The sequence below is a fragment of the Catellatospora sp. NPDC049111 genome (assembly GCF_040648615.1).
GTDB lineage: Bacteria > Actinomycetota > Actinomycetes > Mycobacteriales > Micromonosporaceae > Catellatospora > Catellatospora aurea.
Map to the genome: position 1 here is coordinate 199,103 of NZ_JBEZEB010000007.1, position 22,922 is coordinate 222,024.

Sequence of the window (22,922 nt, forward strand, 5' to 3'; positions counted from 1 at the left end):
CCGGGAACGGGGGAGGATGTAGACAGCGGGCAATCTCGTGCCCGCTCGGTCCCGGGAGGCAGCCCATGACCGCAGACGTCTCGGTCCCCGCGCCGCAGCCGCAGCGCGACGACCCGCACGAGCTGCGCCGGGTGATCACCCGGCCCATGCTGATCTTCTTCATCCTGGGCGACATCCTCGGGGCCGGCATCTACTCGCTGACCGGGCAGGTCGGCGCGGAGGTCGGCGGCGCGATCTGGGCGTCGTTCCTGGTCGCGTTCGTGCTGGCGTTTTTGACCGCGTTCGCGTACATGGAGCTGGTCACGAAGTATCCGCAGGCCGCCGGCGGGGCGCTGTACTGCGACCGGGCGTACCAGATCAAGTTCCTGAGCTTCCTCGTCACCTTCGCGATCATGGCGTCCGGGGTGACCTCGGCGAGCTTCGCCGCCACTCGGGTCGGCGGGCGCTACTTCAGCGGTCTGACCGGGGTGGAGCACCCGCCCACGATCCTCATCGGCACGCTGGCGATCCTGCTGGTCGCGGCCGTGAACTTCTGGGGCGTCGCCGAGTCCATCAAAGTCAACATCGCGATCACCTGCGTCGAGCTGGCCGGCCTGCTGTTCGTCATCGGCGTCGGGGCCAGCGTGCTGGCCCAGGGCTCCGGCGACCCGGCCGCCGCGTTCACCTTCTCCGGGCAGGGCTTCGGCGTCGTCACCGGCATCATGGCGGGCGCGGCGACCGCCTTCTACGCGTTCCTGGGCTTCGAGGACTCGGTGAACCTCGCCGAGGAGACCACCGAACCGTCGAAGGACTTCCCGCCCGCGATGATCACCGGCCTGCTGGGGGCTGCCGTCGTCTACCTGCTCGTCGCGTTCACCGCGGCCATGGTGGTGCCGCTCGACGTGCTCACCACCTCCACCGGCCCGCTGCTCGAGGTCGTCAAGATCGGTGCGCCGGACCTGCCGGTGTCGCAGATCTTCTCCGCCGTGTCCATGGTCGCGGTCTCCAACACCATGCTGATCAACATGCTGATGGCGTCCCGGCTCCTCTACGGCATGGCTCGGCGCGACGTGCTGCCTCGCCCGTTCGCGGTGCTGTCCAACCGGCGTACCCCCTGGATCGCGATCGCCTTCACCACCGCCCTGTCGATCCTGCTCATGGCGACCGTCAGCGACCTGACCGACCTGTCCGACACCACCGTGCTCCTGCTGACCGCCGTCTTCCTGCTGGTCAACATCGCCGCCCTGGTCCTGCGCCGCGACCACGTCCAGCACCGCCACTTCCGCGCACCGACGGTCATCCCGGTGCTGGGCGCGATCGTGTCCGCCGTCTTCCTGCTCCCCTTCGTCCGCGAGTCCGGCATCTACCTTCTCGCCTTCTGGCTCCTCCTCGGCGGCGTAGCCCTCTGGGCCGTGAACCGCCTGGTAGTCCGCCGCCTCCCACCCCGCGACGGCTCCGCCGCCGCCCCACCCCCGTCCTGATCTTGTGTGGGCCGGCGCGCGGCAAGCGCAAGTTTTCCTCAAGGGTGGGTTGGGGGTGTTTCGCGCGGGTGGGGGTGGCCGTCACTGTGGGTGCACCATCCGCACCACGACGTTGACGACGGGAGCTCGCCATGCGGTCCACCCTTGAGCTGCTGCCCGCTGCCGCCGCGTGCGAGCCGGTCGCCCGGCTCGACCGGTCCCGGCTGACGGACGCGTTCGAGCTGGTCTGTCTGGTGCGGGCGACGTCGCTGACGCCGGACGGGGGAGTGCGGGTGGGTCATCCGCGTCGCCCGGCCACGCCGGCCGGGACGGTCGAGTTCAGCGCCGAGCACGCCGCCCGCCGCATGGGGCAGCTGATGCGGGCGCTGGATCTGCCGTACGCCCACGAGACCGCCGAGGCGGGGCTGCGCCGCCGCTACCTGCTGCACCGGGTCAGCGTGCCGGGCGAGCACCGCGCTGCGTACCTGGAGATCGCCGAGGGCGCCTGGCGGCAGGGGCGGGCGGCGGTGCTGAGCACGGCGCCGGTCGGCGGCTCGGCCCCCGCGCACGCCGAGCGGCTGCGCCTGGCCGGCTCCGCGTGGCGGGGCGTGCTGCTGGCCGCGGGCCGTCACATGCGCAAACACATCCTGGGCGTACGCGTCATCGACCAGGACCTGGCCGCGATCCTGGTCCGGGGCGCACACCTGCTCGGGGCGCAGGCCGCCCTGTCCCGCCAGGCGGGCAGCCTGCTGGTCAGCGTCCCCGCCGGCACCGCCCACCGCGTCCTGCACGGCGCGGGCATCCTCCACTGAGCGCGACGTCCGTTGTTGAGGCCTGACGTCCGGTCTGACGGTCCGGGCGCGCCCGCCATCGAGTGCCGTGCCGACCCGCCTCCCGGTGGATCTGGTGCTTGATCCGTTTTTGTGGACGCTGGACGCCCCTATAGGGGCACCTGGCGTCCACAAAAACAGATCAAGGACTGCGCCATCCGGCGAACCAGCGAGTGCGCGACCGGCGGGCATCCGAGCGCGGGCTCAGCTGTCGGCATAAAGCGGGCGAGGCTGAGAATGTCAGGCTAGCCTGACGGAATGACCACGCCTGACGAGCTCGAACGCGAGCACACCCTCCAGACGGCCGTCACCCGCTACAACGACCTGCGCATGCGCGAGGCGCTCGGCGAGGTCGGCCTCACGGTCGACGAATCGCTGCAGGCGCTGGCGCTCGGGGAGCTGATCATCCGCAAGGCCGGATACGGCCGGCAACTGTCGGTACGCGGCGCGCGCAGTGCCGGGGCCTCCTGGGCGCAGATCGGCGCCGCGCTGGGCATGACGCGCCAATCGGCCTGGGAGGCGCACACCCGCTGGATCAACGACCAGGCCGAGCAGTTCCGCACCACCGGTGTCGCGGGCTTCGACGCCGAGCAGGAGGCGCAGGCCCGAGACCTGGCCGGCGACGGCGACTGATTCCGGCCCGCCGGTCCAGGGTGCGTAGGTGCGCTCGCTTCGGGGTGCGGCGCGCGTCGGGTAGGTTCTGCGCCGTGGTCCGTCTGCGAGTGCCGTCGGCTGCCGCGCTGGTCGTGGCGGTCCTGCTCGGCATGGGCGCGTGCACCGAGCCCGCACCGGAACCGGTGCACCTGGACATCGCGACCGGCAGCCGCACCGGGGTCTACTACGTCTTCGGGGAGGCGTACAAGACGATCATCGACCGGGAGCTGCCGCACGTGCGGGCCAACGTCCTGGTGACCACGGCCTCGGCGGAGAACGTGCGGCTCGTCGGCAGCGGGCAGGTGCAGCTCGGCTTCACCCAGGCAGACATCCTGCCCACCACCGGCAACCAGGTGCGGGCCGTGGCGCGCGTCTACGACGACCTGCTGCACCTGGTGGTACGCGGCGACGGCCCAGTGCGCCGCCTGGCCGACCTGCGCGGCCGCACCGTCTCGGTCGGCGCGCCCGGCTCCGGCACCGCGATCACCGCGAACCGCCTGCTGGACGTCGCCGACCTGTCCGGCGACCAGGTGAAGATCAGCCAGCTAGGCCTGGACGCCTCCGCGCAGGCGCTGGCAACCGGCGAGATCGACGCGTTCTTCTTCTCCGGCGGCCCGCCCGTCAAGGCCATCGAGCAGCTGGTCGACGCGATGCCGATCCGGCTCGTCGAACTCGGCGAGTGGACCGAGCCGCTGCGGGTGCGATACAGCGAGGTCTACGTCAGCCGCGACATCCCGTCCTCGGTCTACGGGCTGGACCCGATCAGCACCGTCGCCGATCCGAACTACCTCGTGGTCGGCGCGGACATGCCCGACGACCTGGTCTACGAGCTGACCCGGCTGCTCATGCAGTACCGCGACGAGCTGGGGGTCGCCCACCCGGCCGCCGGACGCCTCAACCCGCAATCGGCCATCGCGACCGCCCCACTACCCCTGCACCCCGGTGCGGCCCGCTACTACCAATCAATCAAACCCTGACCCGCCCCGCGCCCTGCGGGGGGCTGGGCGGGCGGGCTGGCTGCCGGTCAGTGGTCGGCCGGTGCTGTGTCGGCTTGTTCGACCTGGTGGATGAGCTGTTTGAGGTGGGAGATCTCGGCGCGTAGGGCAGTCTGGCCGGCGGCGGTGAGGGTGACCCAGGTGCGGGGGCGCTTGCCCTCGTAGCCTTTCTCGATCCGGATCAGCTCGGCCTTCTCCAGCACGGTCAGGTGCTGTCCGAGGTTGCCTGCCGTCAGCTGCAGGGTCTCGCGCAGGAAGCCGAACTCCACCTGGCGGGCCTGGTGCGTGATGGCCATGATGCCCAGCCGGACGCGCTGGTGGACGACGTCGTCGAGGCCGTTGGCCGGATGCTCGGTCATCACGCCTTGGCCTCGGTCGCCGGCCGGAACAGGGCGAAGACGGCGGACCCGAGCAGCAGCACCGCCGCCGGGACGAGCAGCTGCGGCAGGAAGAACCACCGCGACGACGACTGGATGACCTGACCGCCCATGATCGCCACGATAGCCAGCAGCACGACACTGTACGCCAGCAGTGCCCGGTGGCGCTCGACCCACGCGAGCACCAGCAGCGCCAGCCCGATCACGGCCACGGGGCTGGCTAGCCCGTTGACCAGCCACGCCGCGGGTCCGACCTCGATGTCGGCGGCCGAGGTCGGGTCGGCGGGCATAGGAATGAGTGGGTGGAACGTGAGCCAGGTCGACACGGCCGTCATCAGCACGGCCAGCGCGACGCCGACGACGACGTAGGGACGGATCGGGCTGCCCACGCCGCGCCGCCGGGACTGCCTGACGTAGAAGCCCGCGATCACCGCGTAGGCGACGGTGAGCGCGACGGTCCAGTACGCGAGTTCGGCCGGGTTGGGCGCGGGGCAGACCATGTGGTCCGCGTCGGATCGGCAGGCGCTGAAGACGTCCCAATAGGGAGCGTATCGATACACGGGAATCGCGAGGAGTGTGACCATCGCGAGGACCAGCAGTGGAAACCAGGTCCCGCGCTGGGCGACACGGACCTGGCGCGTCAGGTCGCGCACCGACGCCAGCAGCTCGTGTGGACTGTTCGCCTGAGGGGCGGACTCGTGTGTCATGCAGTCAGCTTTGCATTACAGACCAATCCGCGCAAGAGAGTGTGCGGCGAGATTTCGGTGTGACCGTCTAACATCTGCCGATGCGCCGCATCACTGCCGAGCTCGTCGCCCGGCGCACCGATCTGAGGATCGGCTGGGACCTGCGACCGGGCTCGCTGGGGCCCGGTCCCCAATACCGTATGGCCGGCGGTCGGGTCGAGGCCCTGGATCACCGCTTGGACACGATCGCGGCAGCTGATGCCCCAGCCGGCAGGCTGCTCAACGCCTCGTCCGATCTGGCCACGGTGGTCATGGCCGGCGACCGTGACCTGACGATCCGTCGTGACGGTGTGGACGTACACCTGCCGGCACGCGGCGCTGATTCCGCGACGTTGCTGCGGGACGGCAGCCTCCTGGTGACCGCGCCGCCCGACGACCTCCCGGTGGGGCGGGCCGTCCAGAAATTCGGCCTCGACGGCTGCCCCCGGGTGCTGCTGATCAGCCCAGCGGGCACGGTCGTTGACGAAGCTCCGTTGCCGACCGCCGATCCCGAGATGGTCGCGCTGGCCCATCCGCACGACGGCTCGGTGCTCCTGGATGCGGGCGAGGGCCAGGACGGTAGTTCCGTCTTCCGCGTCCGGGCGGACGGCGACAGGGTGAGCGTCGAGCGCATTCTGGACAACGTGGTGACCGCCGCCTTCAGCCCGTCGGGAAGCCGGCTGCTGCTGATGCCGCATCCGAGCTTCGGTGCATCGGTCCGCGTCGTGTCCTGGCCGGATCTGACGCTGCTGCACGAACTCACCACAGAGGTGCTCGGCGAGGACGAGCGCTTCGACGTGTACGGGTGCTTCCTGTCCGAGTCCCGGGTCGTGCTGTCGGTGTTCGAGGCGCCGCCGCTGGTGTGCACGGCCGAGCTGCGCCCGGAGGGGCGGATCGTCCTGCCGCCTGAGTACGAGGCCGCCACCCCCGTGACGTTGTTCGGGTACCCGGAGCACACGATCGGACTCGACCTCATCCTGTCGAACGGCACCTGGGCATCGACGGTCTGGCGCGTGCCGTAACCGGCGGGCCGGGCCGGCTGCCGGGACGTACGAGCTAGGCGGCGGTGTCCAGGCCGGGCAGCCACACCCGGGCGTCGAGGCCGCGCTGGCCGGCGTGGGTCATCGCGAGCTTGCCGCCGGACGCGTCGACGAGCACGGCCGCGATGGTCAGGCCCAGGCCGGAGCCGTCGATGTTCTGCGCGTCCGGGGCCCGCCAGAAGCGTTCCGTGGCCTGGTCGAGCTGGGCGTCGGTCATGCCGGGGCCGTCGTCGCGCACGTGCACCGCGATCCCGTCGTCGGCGGTGCGGACCTCCACCTCGACCCGGCCGCCCGGTCCGCTGAACTTGACGGCGTTGTCGATCAGCGCGTCCAGGGTCTGGTCGAGCGCGGTCGGCACGACGTGCACCAGCGCCACCGGTAGCCCGACGGTCAGCGTGAGGGTGGTGCCGTGGTGGCGGGCCAGCGGCTCCCACGCCGCGACCCGCGCCTGCGCGACCGCGACGGCGTCGATGGTGACGAGCTGGTGCCGGCCGCGTTCGGCGCGGGCCAGGGTGAGCAGCCCGTCGAGCACCGTCGCCAGCCGGTCGGTCTCCTCCAGGGCGAGCCGGTGCTCGCTGCGGCCGTCGTCGTCGGCCAGGCTCGGTCCGAGTTCCTCGACGCGCAGCCGCAGTGCGGTGAGCGGGTTGCGGAGCTGGTGGCTGGCGTGGGCGACGAAGGCGCGTTGACGGTCCATGGCGTCGGCGACGGCTCCCGCCATGTCGTTGAAGCTGCGGGTGAGCCGCCGCAGCTCCGGCGGGCCGGCCTGGGCGGAGATCCGGGTGTTGCCGTCGCCGGCGGCGACCTCGTGTGTCATCGCGTCGAGCACGGTGACCGGGCGCAGCACCCAGTTGGCCAGGCTGCGCGCGGTGAGCACGCAGGCCAGCGCGGCGAGCAGGCCGATGCCGCCCAGGGCGAGCCACCAGAAGGTCACCGCGTCGCGGACCCGGTCGGCCGGCGACACGATGATCACCATGCCGAGGACCTCGCCGTTGTCGTTGACCGGCACGGCGACCACGATCGGATCGCCGGTCCAGGGCAGCACCGACTCGGCCGAGCTGTACTGCTGCCCGGCCAGCGCGGCGCGTACGGCCGCCTCGCCCCGGCCGGGTTCGAGGTGGTAGCTCACCGAGCGGACGAAGGTGTGCCGGTCGCGGTCCAGCACGGCCGCGCCGATGCCGTACAGCTCGTCGTAGCGGGCCAGTTCGTCGCGGACGGTGCCGACGGTGTCGGTGCGCAGGCCGGGCCGGGCCAGGGCGGCGAAGCGGGTGGCGTCGGCCAGCCGGTCGGCGCGGACCAGGTCGGACTCGCGGCTGGCCAGGGTGAGCGCGAGCGGGATCTCCAGGGCGAGCAGGACCAGCGTCATCAGCAGCAGGTAGCTGGCGGCCAGGCGTTGGCGCACGGCTACTCGCCGCGCAGCCGGTAGCCGACGCCGCGCACCGATTCGATGAGCCGCGGGTCGCCGAGCTTGCCACGCAGGGAGCCGACGTGCACCTCGACGGTGTGCCGGGCGACCCAGGTGGTCTGCCAGGCGTCGAGCAGGATGCGGTCGCGGGTGATGACCAGTCCGGGGTGGCGGGCCAGCGACAGCAGGATGTCGAACTCCTTGCGAGTCAGCGCGACGTCGTTGCCGTCGACGGTGACGGCGCGGGCGGGCACGTCGATGCGGATCCGCCCGGCGACGATGACCATCAGTTCGGGGGAGGCGTACGCGGCCCGGCGCAGCACCGCCTCGATGCGCGCCTGCAGTTCGACCATGGAGAAGGGCTTGACCACGTAGTCGTCCGCGCCGACGCGCAGCCCGACCACCCGGTCGCGCTCCTCGCCGCGGGCGGTGACCGCGATGATGCCCAGCTGGGGGCTGCGCGCGCGCAGGGTGCGGCACACGTCGAGGCCGTCGCCGTCGGGCAGGGACAGGTCGAGCAGCACCAGGTCGCAGGGGGCGGCGGACAGGGCCGCGGCGGCGGTGGCGGCGTGCTCGACGTCGTACCCGCGGCGGGTCAGCGCGGCGCTCATCGCGGTGGCGACCCGCAGATCGTCCTCGACCAGCAGGATGCGCAACCTGACCTCCCCTCCACGCCCGTGTGGCCTTCGATGATGCGTCACCGCCGCACCTGGCCGCCAGCGGGGCCGGTCCGCATCGATTGATGCCTTGACTTGGATCAGTGGCGGTGGTTGACTCGCATTGTATTTAAGAAAGTTTCCTAAACATTCGTGCGCCTGTCCGGCCGGGGGAGAAGGCCGCCGGGCGCAGGTCGTCGCCGGTCCGTCGGTGGGGCGAGGCGACGGCCGTCCCCGGCGATCGTCGCGCGCCGTGCCGCCACGACGACCGCCGGGCGTGCCGGGCGTCCGGGCGGAGCATGGTGTGTCATGCGCCCGGGCGCCCGGGGCGTACGGTTTGCCGGTGACACAGAACCCCATCAGGTACGCGGTCGTAGGGCGCGGCTGGCGTGCGCAGTTCTTCTTCAAACTCGCCGAGCTGATGCCCGAGCGGTTCGCGGTGACCGGCGTGATGACCCGCTCCGTCGATGCCGCCGCCGAGGTGGCCGGGCGCTGGCGGCTGCCCGTCACCCAGGACCTCGGCGACCTGCTGCGCACCGACCCGGAGTACGTCATCACCTCGGTGCCGTGGGGCGTGAACCCCGGGCTGGTCGAGACGCTGGTGGAGCGCGGCCTGCCGGTCCTGTCGGAGACCCCGCCCGCCCCGGACCTCGACGGGCTGCGCAAGCTCTGGGCGCAGGTCGGCCAGGCCGAGAAGGTCCAGGTCGCCGAGCAATACCTGCTGCTGCCCGACCACGCGGCACGGCTGGCGGTGCTGCGTTCCGGCGTCATCGGCGAGCGCACCTCGGCCCAGGTGTCGTCCACGCACGGCTACCACGCGGTGTCGATGCTGCGGGGCATGCTCGACGTCGGCATGGGCCCGGCGAGCGTGCACGCCCGCACGTTCACCGCGCCGCTGGCCGACCCGATGAGCCCGGCCGGCTGGCGCGACGACGCCACCCCGAAGCCCGCCGTGAACACGCTGGCCACCATCGACTTCGGGGGCCGGAGCGGCCTGTACGACTTCACCGACAACCAGTGGTGGAACCAGCTGCGCACCCGGCGCATCCTGGTCCGCGGCAGCCTCGGCGAGCTGGTCGACGACCGCGTGGTGCGCCTGCAAGGAACCAGGACCGTGCTGGAGTCGGAGCTGCGCCGCCGCCAGACCGGCCGCGACCTCAACCTCGAAGGCTTCGACCTGGACCACATCAGCTTCGACGGCTCCGTGGTCTACACCAACCCCTACGCGGGCGTACGGCTGTCCGACGAGGAGATCGCCATCGCGACCATCCTGGAGGCGACCGGCCGGTGGGCGCGCGGCGAGGCAGAGCCGCCCTACCCGCTGGCCCAGGCCTGCCAGGACCACCTGATCAGCCTCGCCATCGACGAATCCGCCCGCACCGGCCAGACCGTCTCCGTCGGCGTCGAACCCTGGCAGTGACCACCGCGCCCGGGTTTGCTGCAGTTTCGTGGAAAGTGCAGCAAACCCGGGGCGCGGAACGTGCGGTTTCCTCGAAACTGCAGCGACCGGCGGAGTCAGGCCGGGAACTTCTCCCCGGTGAGGTGGGCGCAGGCGGCCAGCAGGCGGTCCTGGGCGGCGATGTCGTAGGCGGCGGCGTTGGCGCGCAGGTCCTGGCGGCGCTTGAGGTAGCGGCCGCTGAAGCCGACCTCGGCCTCGTCGGCGGTGGCGAGCCACACCTGCGTCTCGGCTCCGTCGGCGAGTTCGTCGGGGGCGTTCGGGCCGCCCATCCTGGTCTTGATCCACCCCGGGTCGACGGCGTTGCTCAGCACCGCAGGGAACAGCCGCGCCACCGCGAACGCCAGCAGCACGTCGTGCAGCTTCGAGTCGCTGTATGCCTGCATGCCGTTCCACGCCTTGTCGGCGAACTGCAGGTCGTCGAAGTCGGCCCGGCCGGCCGCCTCCAGCCCCGAGGTCAGGTAGACCAGCCGCTGCGGTAGCGGCATCAGCGCCGTCAGCAGGTACGGGGCGAGCACGTTGACGGCGAAGGTGCGCTCGACGCCGTCCTCGGTGAGTTCGCGCCGGGCGGCCGAGCCCACCCCCACGTTGTGGATCACCGCGTCGAACGGTCCGTGCGCGGTCGCCGCCGCGGCCAGTGAGCGGGTCTGCGCCAGTGACGACACGTCGCCGACGAGCACCGCGGCCGCTCCCGGCACCGCGTCACGGGTCTGAGCGGCACGCTGCTCGTTGCGGGCGTGCAGCACCACCCGGTGCCCGAGGGCGAGCAGTTCGCGCGCCGTGTGCAGGCCGATGCCGTCTGCTGAGCCGGTGACCAGAACGCTGCTCATGCGGGTGCCTCTCCGGTGGTGGATCTCCGTGGCCAACCCTACGCCGGAGCGCCGCCGGCGGCGAATCGCACTCCTTGCGCGGGAGGTCGGGATCATGGCTGTCCGGATCGGATGCGAATGGTAACGAACGTAATTCGCATTGGTCCACAGACGTCACTCCAATGACTGCCAACTTCCGACACATCGGTAACGTTTCCGCTGGCCGTCGCTACATTTGCCTTCACTTCCACTGATGAGGGAACGCCATGCGCATTCTGCACATCATCGCCACGCCCCGTGGTTCCGAATCCCATTCGCTTCGGGTTTCCGAGGCATTTCTGAATGGCGTTCGCGAGCAGTCCGGTGACGTCACCGTCGACGTCGTCGACCTGTACCAGCATGACCTGCCGGCGATGGCGGGTGACAACATCGAGGCGAAGTACACGCTGATGGTGGGCCGCCCGATCGACCGGAGCCATGCGGAGTCGTGGGCGCAGATCGAGTCCCTGATCGAGCACTTCGTCTCCGCCGACGCGTATCTGATCACCGCGCCGATGTGGAACTTCGGCGTACCGTACGCGCTGAAGTACTACATCGACTGCCTCGTGCAGCCCGGATACCTGTTCCGGTACGACGAGACGGGCCAGGTCGTGCCGATGGTCAACGGCAAGCGCATGGTCTGCGTGACCTCCCGCGGCGCGGACTACTCGGCGGGCTCCTACCTGCACTCTTACGACTTCCAGGAGCCGTACCTGCGGGCGATCTTCGGGTTCGTCGGCATCACCGACCTGCGGTTCATCCACGCCCAGCCGATGGACATCACCCCGCACCAGCGCGAGGCGGCGCTGACCGGGGCCGTCGCGCAGGCCCGCGACCTGGGCCGGGAATTCCTGTCACCGGCCGTCGGCGCACCGGCCTGACCTGACCTGCCGTCCCGGGGACCCGTGCTTGCGGCCGGGTCCCCGGGACGGCCCGCTAGACGCGGGTGAAGCGCACGGCGTCGGCGACGACGTAGCCGGTGCCGGTGGTCCACCGGCTCACCCCGACCTTGTCGCCGTCACCGGCGGCGAGGGTGAAGACGCCCAGTGAGATCCACTGGCCGCCGTTGACCCGCTGGTCGACGGTCACCGACTGGTTTCCCGAGGTGGTGGCCACGATGAACGGGGTCGCGCTGTTGTAGCCGGCGTTGGCGGGATACCAGATCGCGACCTCGTACGACGCGGTCTGCGGGATGTTCACTCGGAACCAGGCCGGGTCGCTGGCCGCGACCGGGTCGGCGAAGCGGTAGTCGGCGCCGTAGCGCTGGGCGGAGAACGCCGAGGTGCCCCAGTTCGCACTGGCGGTGAACCCGCCGGCGGTGGCGTTGTCCACGATGGCGCTCCACGACGTCGGCGGCGGCTCCTCCGAAACGGTCGTCGACACGTCGAGGTAGTTGCGGTCGATGTTGATCTGCACCCCGCCCCAGGTCTCCAGCACCTCCCCGGCGTACTGGTGCAGCCGCCGGTGGTTGGTGTAGTAGGCGTCGTCGCAGTACTGGCCGCCGTCGGTGTCGGCCACGCCGTTCCACCAAGCGATCCAGAGGTGGTCCAGGCGCGTGTAGCGGGTGTCGTGGTAGGCGCTGCAGACGTCGGTGATGCCGGATGAGCCGCTGGAGTACATGCCGGACAGGTAGCCGCGCACGTGCAGCTGCTGCGTCCACCCGGACAGGAACGACAGCACGGCGTCCTTGCACGAGGCGTTCGACGGATAGTGCTCGACGTCGTTGTAGATCGCGCTGCCGGCGGGGATGCCCAGCGCCTGGGCGGCGCTGACCGCGCTGTTCGCGGCAGTCGCGCCCTGCGACCGTGCGGTGGCGGGGTCGGCGGACATCTTCGGCAGCCGGGTGCCGCACGGGGCCTGGCGGCCGAGTTCGATCGGGATCAGCCGCCAGCCGTTGTTGGTCTGGTTGGTCACCCAGTTCGCGGTCAGGTTGGGCTGCGAACAGGACCGGCTAGCGCCGCTGATGTAGACGCCGACGGCCCGGTAGGGCGAGCTGTTGCGCCACGCGTTCATGGTCGACTGGGACGGGGCGGCGCAGGTGTCGAAGCCCTTGCCGGTGTACACGCCCGGCTGCGGCCCGGGTGCCGCCAGGGGTGCGGCGGCGGTGGCGGTCCTGGTGGACGCCGCTGCGGCGAGCAGGCTGTCGGCGGCGGGCTTGGCGTCGCGGCCCAGCTTCGCCGAGCCGAGGACGCGGCGCACGGCGTCCTCGGTGTCGGGCGTGTGCGCGGCGGTGACCAGCACGCCCGCGCCGCGTACGGCGACCTGGATCGCGTCGTCGCGGGACGCGGCGCCGACCGCGACCGCCGTGCCCGGCGCGGTGACGGCGGTCTGCGGGGTGAGGCGGGCCGCCGAGACGTCGTCGAGCGGTTCGATGATCAGGGCCGCGGTGCGCCCGACCAGGTCGGCGGGGCAGGTCGACTGGTCGCCGGGGTGTCCGAGGTAGACCGTCGGCCGGTCGAACCGCACGCATGCCGTCGGATCGGCGCTCAGGTCGACGACCTGCCACGAGGCCGGAACGGTGACGCGGTATCCGTGGTAGCCGACGGTCCGGCCGCCCTCGGCGACGACGTCCGCGGGCTTGGCCCACGCCGCCGCGCCCGCCAGAGACGAACCGGTGACCGCGATGGACATCGCGACCAGAACGGCTGGACCTGCTAGGACCTTTCTCATGCGAGCCTCCGGGGGTATGAAGGAATTTTCAGCTGATACATCGATGTGTGGAGAATTCCTACCACGTATTCATGACTGCCGCTAGGTCGGGCGCATGGCGGAGGCGTGTCGAAGCGGCGAAGTTTGACATGCAGCCAATCGGCTGCCTATGGTCGAAACATGCAGCCGGACGGCTGCATGTGAGGATGGCGATGGACGACGTGTTCAAGGCGCTGGCGGACCCGAGCCGCCGCGCCCTGCTGGACAGCCTCAACGCCCGCAACGGGCAGACCCTGCGTGAGCTGTGCGCGGGGCTGGACATGGCCCGGCAGTCGGTGAGCAAGCACCTGGCGGTGCTGGCGGAGGCCAACCTCGTCACCACCGTGTGGCGGGGCAGGGAGAAGCTGCACTTCCTCAACGCCGAGCCGATCAACGCCATCGCCGACCGCTGGATCGACCGCTACCACCGCGGGCGGGTGCACGCCCTCGCGGACTTGAAGACGGCATTGGAGCAACAGGACATGGACGAGTTCGTCTACACCACGTACATCCGGACCACGCCGCAGAAGCTGTGGCAGGCGATCACCGACCCGGCGTTCACCAGCCGGTACTGGCAGGTCACCTTCGACACCGACTGGCAGGTCGGCTCGACGATGACCTGGGAGCGACTCGGCGTGGTCATGGCCGACCCGGCGCAGGTGGTGCTGGAGGCGGACCCCTACCGGCGGCTGGCCTACACCTTCCACACCTTCACGCCCGAGTTCGCCAAGTCCGTCGACATGGACGAGGACCTGCGGCAGCAGCTCGCGGCCGAGCGGCGCTCGAAGGTCAGCTTCGACCTGGAGCAGGTCGGCGACCTCGTCAAGCTCACCGTCGTGCACGACGGCTTCGCGCCCGGTAGCGCGCTGCCCGGCATGGTCAGCGAGGGCTGGCCGCACCTGCTGTCGGACCTGAAGACCCTGCTGGAGACCGGCCGGACGATGGCCGAAGCGGCGGCCTAGGCCGGGGCGAAGGCCCTGTCGGAGAGCGCGTCGAGGCGCTCCACGGTTCACCGAGGACATGGGCCGCGTGATCGCTGATGAGCGGACAGCGGGGCTCGTGCGGGTGGGCTACCGTACGGGCGGTGATTGATACCCCACTCGTCGCCGACGCCCCGGCGAGCCTGCCGGAACGGGACCGGCCGCTGGTGATCGCGCACGCCAGGCAGGGGCGGGCGCACCCCGATCCGGCCGTGGCGGCGGTGGCGGTGGCGCACGTGCGCCGGCTGAACCGGCGCGACCGGGCCGTCCGGCAGTTACTCCTCGGGGTGGGCGCGGTCTCGTTCTTCGGCAGCGTCCTGGCGGTGACGATCGCCGGAGGCGAGGTCAGGGACGCGCCCTGGTGGATCCTGCTGGTGTTCCTCCCGGCGGTGCCCGGCGCGCTGATCGGCGCCGAGGTGTGGGAGCCCGGCGAGCGGCGTCGCAGACTGCGGCCCCTGCTGGAGACACCGAACCTGCGGATGCTGCTCGAACGCGCCGAGCCGTGCCCGGCGACGCCGGTGACGATCGGGCGCTACCGCGGGCTGCGCGCGTGGTGGCCGGTCCTGGTGCCGTCCGTCGCCGCGGTCGGCTGGTTGACCTGGCGCAATCTGCACGTGCCGGCCAAGCCCCTGGACGGTCTGGCGGCCATCGCCATCGGGCTGATCGCCTGGGCCCTGATCCTGCTGCTGGTCGCGGTCGGCTGGCTCGTGCAGCGGTGGCGTGGCGCGCCTGCCGAGTCGTCCGACGCGGCGACGCCGATCACCGTCGACGAGTCGGGCCTGCGCTTCCGGGCACTGCCGGACGTGGTCGCGTGGTCCGAGGTGAGCGCCGTCGATCTGCTCGGGCCGTCCCCCGCCGAGCCGGAGACGCCGATGGCGGTGCGCTGGTCACTGCACGGCCGCGATCCGATCGTCATCAAGGCTGACGACATGGCCCAGCCACCGGAGACCGCCATTCGCGCCACCTGGGCGTACCGTCCTGACCTGCGGTGGAGGCCCGTGGACGAGGGCTGAGCCCGGCCACGCCGGGATCAGCGCCGTCGTGGCGGCGACGTCTGCAGCCACTCGCCGATCAGGTCGGCGATGACGGCCGCGGCGGTGTCGTTGAGGTGGATGTGGTCGGTCAGCAGGGTCAGGCCGTTGGCCGCGGAGATGTCGTTCCAGGACCGGCGCAGCACCAGGTGCTGGAACGTGGTCCGGATCGCCAGGCCGAGCCTGCCCTCGTACGGCGGCGGCCGGTGCCCCGGTGGCAGCAGCGCGGTCAGCCGCTCGTACAGCGGCAGGCACGGCACGCCGCGCCCCTCCGCGACCTCGCGCAGCACCGCGTTGTACTCGCGTATCCGCTGGTTCATCGTGCTCGCCAGGTCCTCGCCCAGCGGCGGCAGGTCGAGCACGGCCAGCCGCGCCGAGGTGCCGTTCTGCAGCCGGTCGAGGATCGCGTCCACGTTCTCCCGGTACCACTGCAGGTCCGGCGTGCGGGGGAGGCGCTGCTGCCTGCGGTAGTGCCGGGCCCAGCGCGCGTCGTAGGTGGCGTTGACGTCGTTCGTGCCGACGAGCAGGGTGACCGCGTCGGGTCGGCACGCGATGACCTCGTCCAGGCGGCGGCGTACGTTCCAGGCGAGGTTGCCGTCCACGCCCGCGTTGACGAACCGGTAGCCGGCCGGGCCGAGCCGGTCGTGCAACAGGCTGACGTAGTCGCCGCTGGCCAGGCCGCGGGTGATGCTGTCGCCCGCGCACACGACCTCCATGGGCGCTCCGGCGGGGCGGTGGACGAACGGCGCGCCGTTCGGGGCGACGGGCGTGGCACGGCGCTTCACCCAGGACATGAGACCCACGGCGGCCTGCCTTCTCACGGCTGCCGGGCCCGTCCCGGCGGTGGTCCATGAACGTTAACAAGCCGCCGGCCTGCTCCCACGTCTTCATTGACATGACTACATGCGACGGCTAGCGTTCGGCGCTACTGGCAGCAAACCTTGCAGGTTGGAGAGACCGTGCGCCGCCTCCTCCAGCTGGCCGTGCTGGCCTGCGCCGCGGTGTCCGTCCCGGTGGGCGGCGCGTCCGCCGCCGGCGTGAACCTGGTCGCCAACCCGGGATTCGAGGACGCCCGACACGGCGACCACTCCGTGGTGTGGGCGTGGGCCTGAGCTCGGTGACGACTCCGTCGGCGGTGGTCGACGGGCTCACGCCCGGCGCGGCGTACACCTTCCACGTCACCGCGGTGAACACGGCTGGTGAGTCCGCGCCGGGCGCGCCGGTGTCGGCCACCACGGCCCCGCCGTACGCCGAGGCGCCGCCGCCGACCCGGATGCTCGTCGGGACCCCGCAGGCCTACCAGGTGTTCCTGGCGTGGGAGGCGGTCATGGCGGCCACCGACGGCTATCGCGTCTACCGCGACGGCGTCCTGATCGGGTGGTCCTACGGACCCGCCTTAACCGTCACCGGCCTGCGGCACGGCACGCTCTACACGTTCGAGGTGACCTCGCTCAACTCCGCGGGCGAGTCCGTCAGGTCGCAGCCGGTCCAGGTGATGACCTGGCCGGTGCCGTAGCGGCCGGTCAGGAGGCCCCCGCCGCGTCCCGCCCGCGCGCGGCCGCTGCGCTGGCGAGCCGGCCGCGGAACGGCTCCGTCGCGCCGGGGCCGGCGACGAAGCCGATGTCCAGGTCGGACAGCGGCGTGCCGGTGGCCCGGTCCACCAGGACCGGCTCCACCTCGCGGCCGGTGGCCCGGTCCACCAGCACGAGGCTGCGGTCGCCGGGGGCCAGGTCCTGGTTGCCCCAGGCGTACAGGGCCACGATGACCGGGCGCAGGGCGCGCCCGGCCTCCGTGAGCACGTACTCGTAGCGCGGCGGGCGGTCCCGGTAGCGCCGGCGCTCCAGGAGGCCGGCGTCGACCAGGGACTTCAGGCGGCGGGTCAGCATGTTCGGGGCGATGGCGAGGCTGCGTTCGAACTCGTCGAACCGGGTGAAGCCGTCGAACGCGTCGCGCATGATCAGAATGCTCCACCACTCACCCACGTGCTCCAGGCTGCGCGCGATCGGGCACTCCAGGTCCTCGAAGCTGGTCCGCCGCATGAGATCACGCTACCGGGATCGCCGGGGCGTCGACGGCGCTCGCGTCGCCGCCGCGGATGCCGGCCAGGTTCCAGGCGATCAGCTCGTGCGGGGTGCCCAGGCGCACGGCGCTGACCTCCTCCAGGCGGGCGAACTGGGCCGGGGTCAGGGCCACGTCCAGGGCGCCCAGGTAGTCGTCGAGCTGGGCGAGGCTGCGCGGACCGATGATCGGCACGTACGCGGTCGCGGCGCGGGCGCCCTTCTCCCGCATCCAGGCGACGGCCACCTGCGAGGCGGGTGCTCCCAGCTCGGCGGCGACGTCGAGGACGGCGTCGACCACGGCGGTCTTCTGCGCGCTGTCCTCGGTGTGCACGAGGATCTTCAGGTCGGACAGCCGCCCGTCGTCGCCCTTGCGGTACTTGCCGGTGAGCAGGCCGCCGCCGAGCGGACCCCACATCGCCGCGCCCAGTCCCAGCGACTGCGCCATCGGCAGCAGCTCGCGTTCGGCGGTGCGGTCGACCAGGCTGTACTCGACCTGGATGCCCACGATCGCGGCCCAGCCGCGCAGCTCGGTCAGCGTCACCGCGCGCGACACCCGCCAGGCGGGGAAGTTCGACAACGCGCCGTAGCGGATCTTGCCGGCGCTGACGAGGTCGTCGAAGCCGCGCAGGATCTCCTCGATCGGGGTGAGGTCGTCGGGGGCGTGCGCCCAGAGGATGTCGAGGTAGTCGGTGCCCAGCCGCCTCAGGCTGGCTTCCACCGCTTGGAACAGGTGCTTGCGGCTGTTTCCGGTGTTGGTCACGTCGCGCGGCCCGACACCGTTGTTGCCGTACTTGCCCGCCACCACGAAGCGGTCGCGCTCGGCGCCCATGAACTCGCCGAGCAGCTCCTCGGCCTGGCCGGCCTGGTAGTTGTCGGCGGTGTCGAGCAGCGTGCCGCCCGCCTCGGCGAACCGGTCGAACATCTTGCGCGCCTCGGCGGGTTCGGCTCCCGCGCCCCAGCGGGTGCCGAAGTTGCCGGTGCCGAGTCCGTACTCGGAGACGCGCAGGCCGTTGTTGCGGCCGAAGGTGGTGTAACGCATGGGTGGTCAGCTCCAGGTCGAGTTACTTGCATCGTGCAAGTAACTCAACCGAGCCCGATGGTTTCCGCATTCCGGCAGGTGGCAAGGCGTGAGCCAAACCACCTGCCGGCATACGGGGCCGCTACCTGGTGCCGCGCTGCGCGTTCAGATCGCCGAGCAGGCGGTCCGGGTCGGCGCCGACGATCGGCGTGAACAGGCTCGTGCCCAGCCTGCGCACCGTGCGCTGGTAGCCCACGATGCGCCAGAAGCCGTAGAAGCGCCCGGCCGTCTCGCGCTCCTGCGCGCGCTTGTCCTCGCCCGGGTCTCGAGGCGTGACACACAGCATCCACACGCCGCCGGAGCGCTGCACGGCCAGCGCCTTCACGCGCGGCCAGGGCAGGTGCAGGGCGGGCTGCAGGATGCCGTTCGGCCGCAGGAACAGGCCGTGGTCGTCCGCGCCCAGCAGCGGCGAGCGCGCCTTGGCCGCCTCGTCGAGGCACGTCACCACGTAGTGCAGGGCGACCACGGCGAGCAGCACGACCGTCACCAGCCACGACCGGATCGCGATCAGGGACAGGACGGCCGCGACCGGCAGGTGCACGGTCAGCAGCTTGCGCCGGGTCAGCTGCAGGGCGTACGCGAGCCGGTTGCTGCGCAGCAGGACGGGCAGGTCATCGGGTACGCGCACGTGCAGGCTGGGCGTATGCAGGGTGCCGTGGCGATCGGTCGAGGAGCTCATCAGCGCGCGACGCTAGCAGGCCCGTGCCAGCAGCATGCCGCGCGGCGTCTGCTCGCCGGGCTGCGCCTTGCGGCTGGCCTGCGCGAACACGTCGAAGCCGGCCTCGGTGACGAACCGCGCCATGCGCTCGACCGGCCGGAAGTGGTAGTTCAGCGTGAACGTGTGCCCGAACGCCTCGGTGCGCAGGCGCTGCTCGTCGAGGTTCTGGAAGATCAGCAGCAGGTGACCGCCGTCGGCGAGCGCGCGCCGGAATCCGGCGAGCACCGCGGGCAGCTCGTCGTCCGGAATGTGGATCACGGAATACTGCGAGCTGATCCCGGCGAGCGAGCCGTCGGCGACGTCCAGGGCCGTCATGGTGCCCTCGTCGAAGCGCAGCTTCGGGAACCGGCCGCGGGCCAGGGCGAGCATGCCGGGGGACAGATCGATGCCGCGCACCTCCAGGCCCAGTCCTGCCAGATGCGCCGTGCCGGGTCCGGTGCCGCAGCCGACGTCCAGGGTCGGACCGCCGCCACCGGCCAGCACGAGATCGGCGTAGGCGGCCATCATCGCCCGCTCGATCGGGATGCCCGCCAGCTCCTCCTTGAACTGCTCGTCGTAGGCGACGGCGATGGTGTCGTACGCGTCACGGGTGTCGTGGAGGAACGAAGGCTCAGTCATAACCGCCCACCCTAAGCACCCCACCCCGAAACGAAGGAAGGGCACCTTCTACACCGACGTCCGTTAAAAAGGTGCCCTTCCTTGCTTTTCAGGTGCGGTGGAGGATGGTGGTGCAGGTCAGGGTATGGGGTGCCGGGTTCGAGGTCGGCGGTCAATCGGTCTGTGTGGGCGGCTCCGCCTCGTCGGAACGGGCCGGCTGTGCCAGGTCGAGGGCCAGCGCCCAGAGTCGGTCGGCCGCGGCCGCCGTCTGCTCCGCCGTCGTCTCCGGGCCGAACACGGCCCGCTCGTCCTCGACGGCCTTCCGGAACCGCCCGGCGGGCTCGGGGGCGAGCACCAGGTAACGGGAGTTCCGGTGGGCCAGCCGCCGAACCACGAAGCCAGGAGCCGCCATGACCGTGACGAGCAGGCCGACGGTGATGACGGCGATGCCGAGCACCAGGTCACCGGTCTGGATCAGGCGACCTCCACCGGCACACGCGACCGCACCGACGGCCAGGATGACGAAGCTGAACTTCCAAATGCCGGACAGGAATTCGCCGGTCTCCGATTCGATCGGCACCCGCCCGGCGACGCCTGTGGCACCGGCGGTGTCGGGCGACCTGCTGACGATGGCGCCGCCGTCCTCCCGGTCGTGCACCTGCAGGTCGCTTATCAGGTCAAACAGCACATCGCCCGCCTCTCCGCCGGCTCAAAGACTAAGCGCCCCGGCAGTGGTAGGCAGGGCGACAAACAGGACCGCCGGGCGGACCCGCGAGCGAGCGGAACGCACGATCCGGGTCCGGGCGGTGATCCGTTTGCCGGTGGGGCGGATACGATGCGCCGCATGACGCAGACGGCCCGCGTGCCGCGCCCCCGCCAGGCGCTCGCCGAACCCGCCCCGCCGTCCGAGCCGGCCGCCGGGATTCCCGACGTCGTGCGACGCCGGCTGTCGCCGCTGGCGCTGGACCCGTACGCCTGGCCGGCGGCGCTGTTCGTCACCTTGCTGGCGGGCCTGCTGCGCCTGAACAACCTGGCCAGCCCGCCCGGCAAGATGTTCGACGAGACGTACTACGCCACCGATGCCCATTGGCTGTGGGAGAAGGGCTTCGAGTGGAACGAGAAGGAGAACACGACCGGCTACGTCGTGCACCCTCCGCTCGGCAAATGGATCATCGGGCTCGGTGAGCAGGTCTTCGGCTACAACGAACTCGGCTGGCGCATCTCCGCCGCCGTGTTCGGCACGATCTCGGTGCTGATGCTCACCCGCATCGCGATGCGGATGTTCGGCTCGGTCGTCCTCGGCTGCGCCGCCGGCCTGCTGATGGCCTTCGACGGCATGCACTTCGTGCTGTCCCGGGTCGCGATGCTCGACATCTTCCTGATGTTCTTCGTCCTGGCCGCGTTCGGCGCGCTGGTGCTCGACCGCGACCAGCGCCGCGCCCGCTGGCTGCGCTTCGTGGCCGGTGGCGGCGATCCGACGGCCAAGGGGCGGTCCAGCCGCCCGCCGAGGGCGGTGCCCTGGTGGCGGCTGGCCGCGGCGGTGCTGTTCGGATGCGCGCTCGCCGTGAAATGGTCGGCGCTGGCGTTCGCGCCGGTGTTCGTGCTGCTGGTGCTGTGGTGGGAGGTCGGCGCGCGGCGCAGCGCAGGGGTGCGCCACCCGATCCGCGACACGATCCTCGACGAGACCGGCTGGATTCTGGCCGGGCTGCCGCTGACCGCGGGTGTGTACCTGGCGAGCTGGGCGGGCTGGCTGTCCACCGACGGCGGCTACGCCCGGCACTGGCTGCGCGACAGCGGCCAGGACGAGCCGCCGTTCTGGGGCGCGCTGCGCAACCTGGCGCAGTACCACGAGCTCGCGTACGGGTCGCACCAGGCGATCACCGAGGCGCACAGCTACCAGTCGGTGGGCGAGTGGGCCCCGATCCAGTGGCTGCTGCTGGGCCGCCCCGTGCTGTTCTACCGCAGCGACGCCCCGCTGTGCGGTGCCGACAAGTGCAACGCCGACGTGCTGCTGCTCGGCACACCGCTGCTGTGGTGGGCGTTCATTCCCGCGCTGCTGGCCGCGATCTGGTTCGGCATCGCCCGCCGCGACTGGCGGGCCGGGGCCGTGCTGGCGATGACCGCCGCGGCGCTGGTGCCGTGGTTCTTCTTCCCGGCCCGCACGATGTTCTACTTCTACGCCCTGCCGGCCGAGCCGTTCCTGATCCTGGCCGTGGTGTTCGTGCTGGGCGCGGCTATGACCCCGCCGCCGGGCCGGCCGCCGAACCCGGACCGGCAGCTGTTCGGCGCGGTCATGGCCGGAACGTTCGTGCTGCTGGTCGCGGTCGTGTTCGCGTACTACCACCCGCTGTACACGGGCGGTTCGCTGCCGTACGAGGACTGGAGCCGGCGCATCCTGCTCGGCAACCTGTGGATCTGATCAGTACTTCTCCATCAGCGCCCGGACGTTGAGCACGTACTGCGGGTTCGGGTACCACACCTCGTCGCCGTCGTTGATCTCCTTGTCGACGGCGCCCTGCCCGAAGTTGTACGCCGCGATGACCGCGTTGAGCAGGCACCACTCCTTGCTGTCGGCGACGTTCGGGTCGCGGCGGCAGTCGTCCTCGCGCAGCGTGTAGTCCGGCGTGCAGGCCGGGGCCGGCGACACCGCCGGGTCCGGCTCCTCGCAGCCGATGCCGTACTTCATCGCGAAGTACCGGATCAGCCACTGCAGGTACGCCGAGCCGAGCATCGTGTTGCCTCGGAGCGTGTTCACGTTCTCATCGAGGGTGAACGGGGAATCGTCGTTGAGCCACGTCGCGGTGCTCGGCATCACCTGCATGGTGCCGATGCCGCCGTCGCAGGCGATGATGGCCGACTGCCAGCCGCTCTCCTGCTCCGCTACCGCTTTGATCAGCTTCGCCGGCAGGGTGACCTGCGAGACGGTCCAGAACTTGCGGGCGGCTGCGGCCTCCAGCGCCGCCTCGACGTCGGCCTTGGGCGCGTTCGTGCCCTGGTAGGTCGGCTTGCAGCCCGGCGGCGGTGACGACGGTTTCGGCGCGGGCGGCGGTGCGCCGGGCAGGGTCACCTTCGTCGGGCTCGGCTTGGGCTTGGGCTTCGGCTTGGGAGACTTCGACGGCGACGGCTTGACCGACGGCGACGGCGACGGGCTCGGCGAGGCATCCGGCGACTCGTCCAGCTCGGACGGGTCACCGGTCTCGAACACCACGCTGGGCCGCGGCTCGGCGGCGGCACCCGGATCGTCGCCGCGGTTCAGCACCACCACCGCGGTGGCCAGCACTGCGGCGACGACGGTGAAGGTGCCGACGACGGCATGCGTACGCGTGAAGCGCATTGGTTCTCCTCCCC

24 protein-coding genes and 1 pseudogene are annotated in these 22,922 nt (G+C 71.3%); 12 read left to right on the top strand and 13 right to left on the bottom strand.

The window, feature by feature from the left end; translation table 11 throughout:
* Positions 1 to 65: 65 nt before the first annotated feature.
* The 4 genes from AB0B66_RS13315 to AB0B66_RS13330 all read left to right on the top strand — a co-directional run bounded on the left by AB0B66_RS13315 (position 66) and on the right by AB0B66_RS13330 (position 3,900).
* Positions 66 to 1,460: an APC family permease gene (locus tag AB0B66_RS13315; protein ID WP_360527772.1), complete on the top strand. Its 1,395-nt coding sequence runs from the start codon at positions 66 to 68 to the stop codon at positions 1,458 to 1,460.
* A 131-nt stretch (positions 1,461 to 1,591) separates the two neighbouring features.
* Positions 1,592 to 2,251 (top strand): hypothetical protein, encoded by a 660-nt coding sequence (locus AB0B66_RS13320; RefSeq protein WP_360527775.1) that lies wholly within the window; start codon positions 1,592 to 1,594, stop codon positions 2,249 to 2,251.
* Positions 2,252 to 2,527: 276 nt separating this feature from the next.
* The gene (locus tag AB0B66_RS13325) at positions 2,528 to 2,902 is read left to right on the top strand and encodes a hypothetical protein (RefSeq protein WP_360527778.1); all 375 of its coding nucleotides are present in this window, start codon (positions 2,528 to 2,530) and stop codon (positions 2,900 to 2,902) included.
* A gap of 74 nt (positions 2,903 to 2,976) precedes the next feature.
* Complete coding sequence (locus AB0B66_RS13330; protein ID WP_360527781.1) at positions 2,977 to 3,900, top strand: TAXI family TRAP transporter solute-binding subunit; 924 nt, start codon at positions 2,977 to 2,979, stop codon at positions 3,898 to 3,900.
* Positions 3,901 to 3,947: 47 nt separating this feature from the next.
* Here AB0B66_RS13330 and AB0B66_RS13335 read toward each other — a convergent pair whose 3' ends face one another.
* Together AB0B66_RS13335 and AB0B66_RS13340 are read right to left on the bottom strand one after the other, a co-directional pair.
* Positions 3,948 to 4,277, bottom strand: coding sequence for a transcriptional regulator (locus AB0B66_RS13335; protein ID WP_360527783.1), 330 nt, complete (start codon positions 4,275 to 4,277; stop codon positions 3,948 to 3,950).
* Positions 4,277 to 5,002: a hypothetical protein gene (locus tag AB0B66_RS13340; RefSeq protein WP_360527786.1), complete on the bottom strand. Its 726-nt coding sequence runs from the start codon at positions 5,000 to 5,002 to the stop codon at positions 4,277 to 4,279. Before AB0B66_RS13340 ends, AB0B66_RS13335 begins: the two co-directional genes overlap by 1 nt.
* 80 nt (positions 5,003 to 5,082) lie before the next feature.
* Between AB0B66_RS13340 and AB0B66_RS13345 the strand changes: the two genes are divergently transcribed.
* Positions 5,083 to 6,042 (top strand): hypothetical protein, encoded by a 960-nt coding sequence (locus AB0B66_RS13345; RefSeq protein ID WP_360527789.1) that lies wholly within the window; start codon positions 5,083 to 5,085, stop codon positions 6,040 to 6,042.
* Positions 6,043 to 6,076: 34 nt separating this feature from the next.
* Here the strand turns inward: AB0B66_RS13345 and AB0B66_RS13350 are convergent, their stop codons facing one another.
* Both AB0B66_RS13350 and AB0B66_RS13355 read right to left on the bottom strand, forming a co-directional pair.
* Positions 6,077 to 7,459 (bottom strand): HAMP domain-containing sensor histidine kinase, encoded by a 1,383-nt coding sequence (locus AB0B66_RS13350; protein WP_360527792.1) that lies wholly within the window; start codon positions 7,457 to 7,459, stop codon positions 6,077 to 6,079.
* A gap of 2 nt (positions 7,460 to 7,461) precedes the next feature.
* Entirely contained in the window at positions 7,462 to 8,118 is a 657-nt protein-coding gene (locus AB0B66_RS13355; protein ID WP_360527795.1) for a response regulator transcription factor, read from the bottom strand.
* 343 nt (positions 8,119 to 8,461) lie between these two features.
* On the opposite strand from AB0B66_RS13355, the gene AB0B66_RS13360 reads away from it, so the two are divergent.
* On the top strand, positions 8,462 to 9,538 hold the full coding sequence (locus tag AB0B66_RS13360) for a Gfo/Idh/MocA family oxidoreductase (protein WP_360527798.1): 1,077 nt from the start codon (positions 8,462 to 8,464) through the stop codon (positions 9,536 to 9,538).
* Between the two features lie 95 nt (positions 9,539 to 9,633).
* Here AB0B66_RS13360 and AB0B66_RS13365 read toward each other — a convergent pair whose 3' ends face one another.
* A complete protein-coding gene (locus AB0B66_RS13365; RefSeq protein WP_360527800.1) occupies positions 9,634 to 10,404 on the bottom strand; it encodes an SDR family NAD(P)-dependent oxidoreductase in 771 nt (256 codons plus the stop codon).
* A gap of 245 nt (positions 10,405 to 10,649) precedes the next feature.
* Between AB0B66_RS13365 and AB0B66_RS13370 the strand changes: the two genes are divergently transcribed.
* Complete coding sequence (locus AB0B66_RS13370) at positions 10,650 to 11,303, top strand: NAD(P)H-dependent oxidoreductase (protein ID WP_360527803.1); 654 nt, start codon at positions 10,650 to 10,652, stop codon at positions 11,301 to 11,303.
* Positions 11,304 to 11,358: 55 nt separating this feature from the next.
* Here AB0B66_RS13370 and AB0B66_RS13375 read toward each other — a convergent pair.
* Positions 11,359 to 12,510 (bottom strand): annotated as a pseudogene (locus tag AB0B66_RS13375) (glycoside hydrolase domain-containing protein); the annotation flags it as partial.
* Between the two features lie 773 nt (positions 12,511 to 13,283).
* On the opposite strand from AB0B66_RS13375, the gene AB0B66_RS13380 reads away from it, so the two are divergent.
* The gene (locus AB0B66_RS13380) at positions 13,284 to 14,072 is read left to right on the top strand and encodes a metalloregulator ArsR/SmtB family transcription factor (RefSeq protein WP_360527806.1); all 789 of its coding nucleotides are present in this window, start codon (positions 13,284 to 13,286) and stop codon (positions 14,070 to 14,072) included.
* A 122-nt stretch (positions 14,073 to 14,194) separates the two neighbouring features.
* Positions 14,195 to 15,103: a hypothetical protein gene (locus AB0B66_RS13385; RefSeq protein WP_360527809.1), complete on the top strand. Its 909-nt coding sequence runs from the start codon at positions 14,195 to 14,197 to the stop codon at positions 15,101 to 15,103.
* 17 nt (positions 15,104 to 15,120) lie between these two features.
* Here AB0B66_RS13385 and AB0B66_RS13390 read toward each other — a convergent pair whose 3' ends face one another.
* The gene (locus AB0B66_RS13390) at positions 15,121 to 15,906 is read right to left on the bottom strand and encodes an SGNH/GDSL hydrolase family protein (protein ID WP_360527812.1); all 786 of its coding nucleotides are present in this window, start codon (positions 15,904 to 15,906) and stop codon (positions 15,121 to 15,123) included.
* 174 nt (positions 15,907 to 16,080) lie between these two features.
* Here AB0B66_RS13390 and AB0B66_RS13395 point away from each other — a divergent pair, with 174 nt between their 5' ends.
* Together AB0B66_RS13395 and AB0B66_RS13400 are read left to right on the top strand one after the other, a co-directional pair.
* Positions 16,081 to 16,233 (top strand): hypothetical protein, encoded by a 153-nt coding sequence (locus AB0B66_RS13395; protein ID WP_360527815.1) that lies wholly within the window; start codon positions 16,081 to 16,083, stop codon positions 16,231 to 16,233.
* Positions 16,224 to 16,637, top strand: coding sequence for a fibronectin type III domain-containing protein (locus AB0B66_RS13400; RefSeq protein ID WP_360527818.1), 414 nt, complete (start codon positions 16,224 to 16,226; stop codon positions 16,635 to 16,637). Before AB0B66_RS13395 ends, AB0B66_RS13400 begins: the two co-directional genes overlap by 10 nt.
* A gap of 7 nt (positions 16,638 to 16,644) precedes the next feature.
* Here the strand turns inward: AB0B66_RS13400 and AB0B66_RS13405 are convergent, their stop codons facing one another.
* The 5 genes from AB0B66_RS13405 to AB0B66_RS13425 all read right to left on the bottom strand — a co-directional run bounded on the left by AB0B66_RS13405 (position 16,645) and on the right by AB0B66_RS13425 (position 20,262).
* On the bottom strand, positions 16,645 to 17,160 hold the full coding sequence (locus AB0B66_RS13405; RefSeq protein WP_360527821.1) for a helix-turn-helix domain-containing protein: 516 nt from the start codon (positions 17,158 to 17,160) through the stop codon (positions 16,645 to 16,647).
* Positions 17,161 to 17,164: 4 nt separating this feature from the next.
* On the bottom strand, positions 17,165 to 18,220 hold the full coding sequence (locus tag AB0B66_RS13410) for an aldo/keto reductase (RefSeq protein WP_360527824.1): 1,056 nt from the start codon (positions 18,218 to 18,220) through the stop codon (positions 17,165 to 17,167).
* A 121-nt stretch (positions 18,221 to 18,341) separates the two neighbouring features.
* Positions 18,342 to 18,938 (bottom strand): hypothetical protein, encoded by a 597-nt coding sequence (locus AB0B66_RS13415; RefSeq protein WP_360527827.1) that lies wholly within the window; start codon positions 18,936 to 18,938, stop codon positions 18,342 to 18,344.
* Positions 18,939 to 18,950: 12 nt separating this feature from the next.
* A complete protein-coding gene (locus AB0B66_RS13420; RefSeq protein WP_360527830.1) occupies positions 18,951 to 19,595 on the bottom strand; it encodes a class I SAM-dependent methyltransferase in 645 nt (214 codons plus the stop codon).
* 151 nt (positions 19,596 to 19,746) lie between these two features.
* Entirely contained in the window at positions 19,747 to 20,262 is a 516-nt protein-coding gene (locus AB0B66_RS13425; RefSeq protein ID WP_360527832.1) for a hypothetical protein, read from the bottom strand.
* Positions 20,263 to 20,418: 156 nt separating this feature from the next.
* Here AB0B66_RS13425 and AB0B66_RS13430 point away from each other — a divergent pair, with 156 nt between their 5' ends.
* A complete protein-coding gene (locus AB0B66_RS13430; protein ID WP_360527835.1) occupies positions 20,419 to 21,993 on the top strand; it encodes a phospholipid carrier-dependent glycosyltransferase in 1,575 nt (524 codons plus the stop codon).
* Here the strand turns inward: AB0B66_RS13430 and AB0B66_RS13435 are convergent, their stop codons facing one another.
* Positions 21,994 to 22,908, bottom strand: coding sequence for a lytic transglycosylase domain-containing protein (locus AB0B66_RS13435; RefSeq protein ID WP_360527837.1), 915 nt, complete (start codon positions 22,906 to 22,908; stop codon positions 21,994 to 21,996).
* Positions 22,909 to 22,922: the final 14 nt, after the last annotated feature.

Excerpts from the sequence above, each read along its gene's own strand:
- AB0B66_RS13325 (WP_360527778.1), top strand. The coding sequence starts at position 2,528 with ATGACCACGCCTGACGAGCTCGAACGCGAGCACACCCTCCAGACGGCC.
- AB0B66_RS13335 (WP_360527783.1), bottom strand. The coding sequence starts at position 4,277 with ATGACCGAGCATCCGGCCAACGGCCTCGACGACGTCGTCCACCAGCGC.
- AB0B66_RS13380 (WP_360527806.1), top strand. The coding sequence starts at position 13,284 with ATGGACGACGTGTTCAAGGCGCTGGCGGACCCGAGCCGCCGCGCCCTG.
- AB0B66_RS13320 (WP_360527775.1), top strand. The coding sequence starts at position 1,592 with ATGCGGTCCACCCTTGAGCTGCTGCCCGCTGCCGCCGCGTGCGAGCCG.
- AB0B66_RS13405 (WP_360527821.1), bottom strand. The coding sequence starts at position 17,160 with ATGCGGCGGACCAGCTTCGAGGACCTGGAGTGCCCGATCGCGCGCAGC.
- AB0B66_RS13415 (WP_360527827.1), bottom strand. The coding sequence starts at position 18,938 with ATGAGCTCCTCGACCGATCGCCACGGCACCCTGCATACGCCCAGCCTG.
- AB0B66_RS13315 (WP_360527772.1), top strand. The coding sequence starts at position 66 with ATGACCGCAGACGTCTCGGTCCCCGCGCCGCAGCCGCAGCGCGACGAC.
- AB0B66_RS13365 (WP_360527800.1), bottom strand. The coding sequence starts at position 10,404 with ATGAGCAGCGTTCTGGTCACCGGCTCAGCAGACGGCATCGGCCTGCAC.
- AB0B66_RS13430 (WP_360527835.1), top strand. The coding sequence starts at position 20,419 with ATGACGCAGACGGCCCGCGTGCCGCGCCCCCGCCAGGCGCTCGCCGAA.
- AB0B66_RS13420 (WP_360527830.1), bottom strand. The coding sequence starts at position 19,595 with ATGACTGAGCCTTCGTTCCTCCACGACACCCGTGACGCGTACGACACC.
- AB0B66_RS13345 (WP_360527789.1), top strand. The coding sequence starts at position 5,083 with ATGCGCCGCATCACTGCCGAGCTCGTCGCCCGGCGCACCGATCTGAGG.
- AB0B66_RS13340 (WP_360527786.1), bottom strand. The coding sequence starts at position 5,002 with ATGACACACGAGTCCGCCCCTCAGGCGAACAGTCCACACGAGCTGCTG.
- AB0B66_RS13435 (WP_360527837.1), bottom strand. The coding sequence starts at position 22,908 with ATGCGCTTCACGCGTACGCATGCCGTCGTCGGCACCTTCACCGTCGTC.
- AB0B66_RS13370 (WP_360527803.1), top strand. The coding sequence starts at position 10,650 with ATGCGCATTCTGCACATCATCGCCACGCCCCGTGGTTCCGAATCCCAT.
- AB0B66_RS13410 (WP_360527824.1), bottom strand. The coding sequence starts at position 18,220 with ATGCGTTACACCACCTTCGGCCGCAACAACGGCCTGCGCGTCTCCGAG.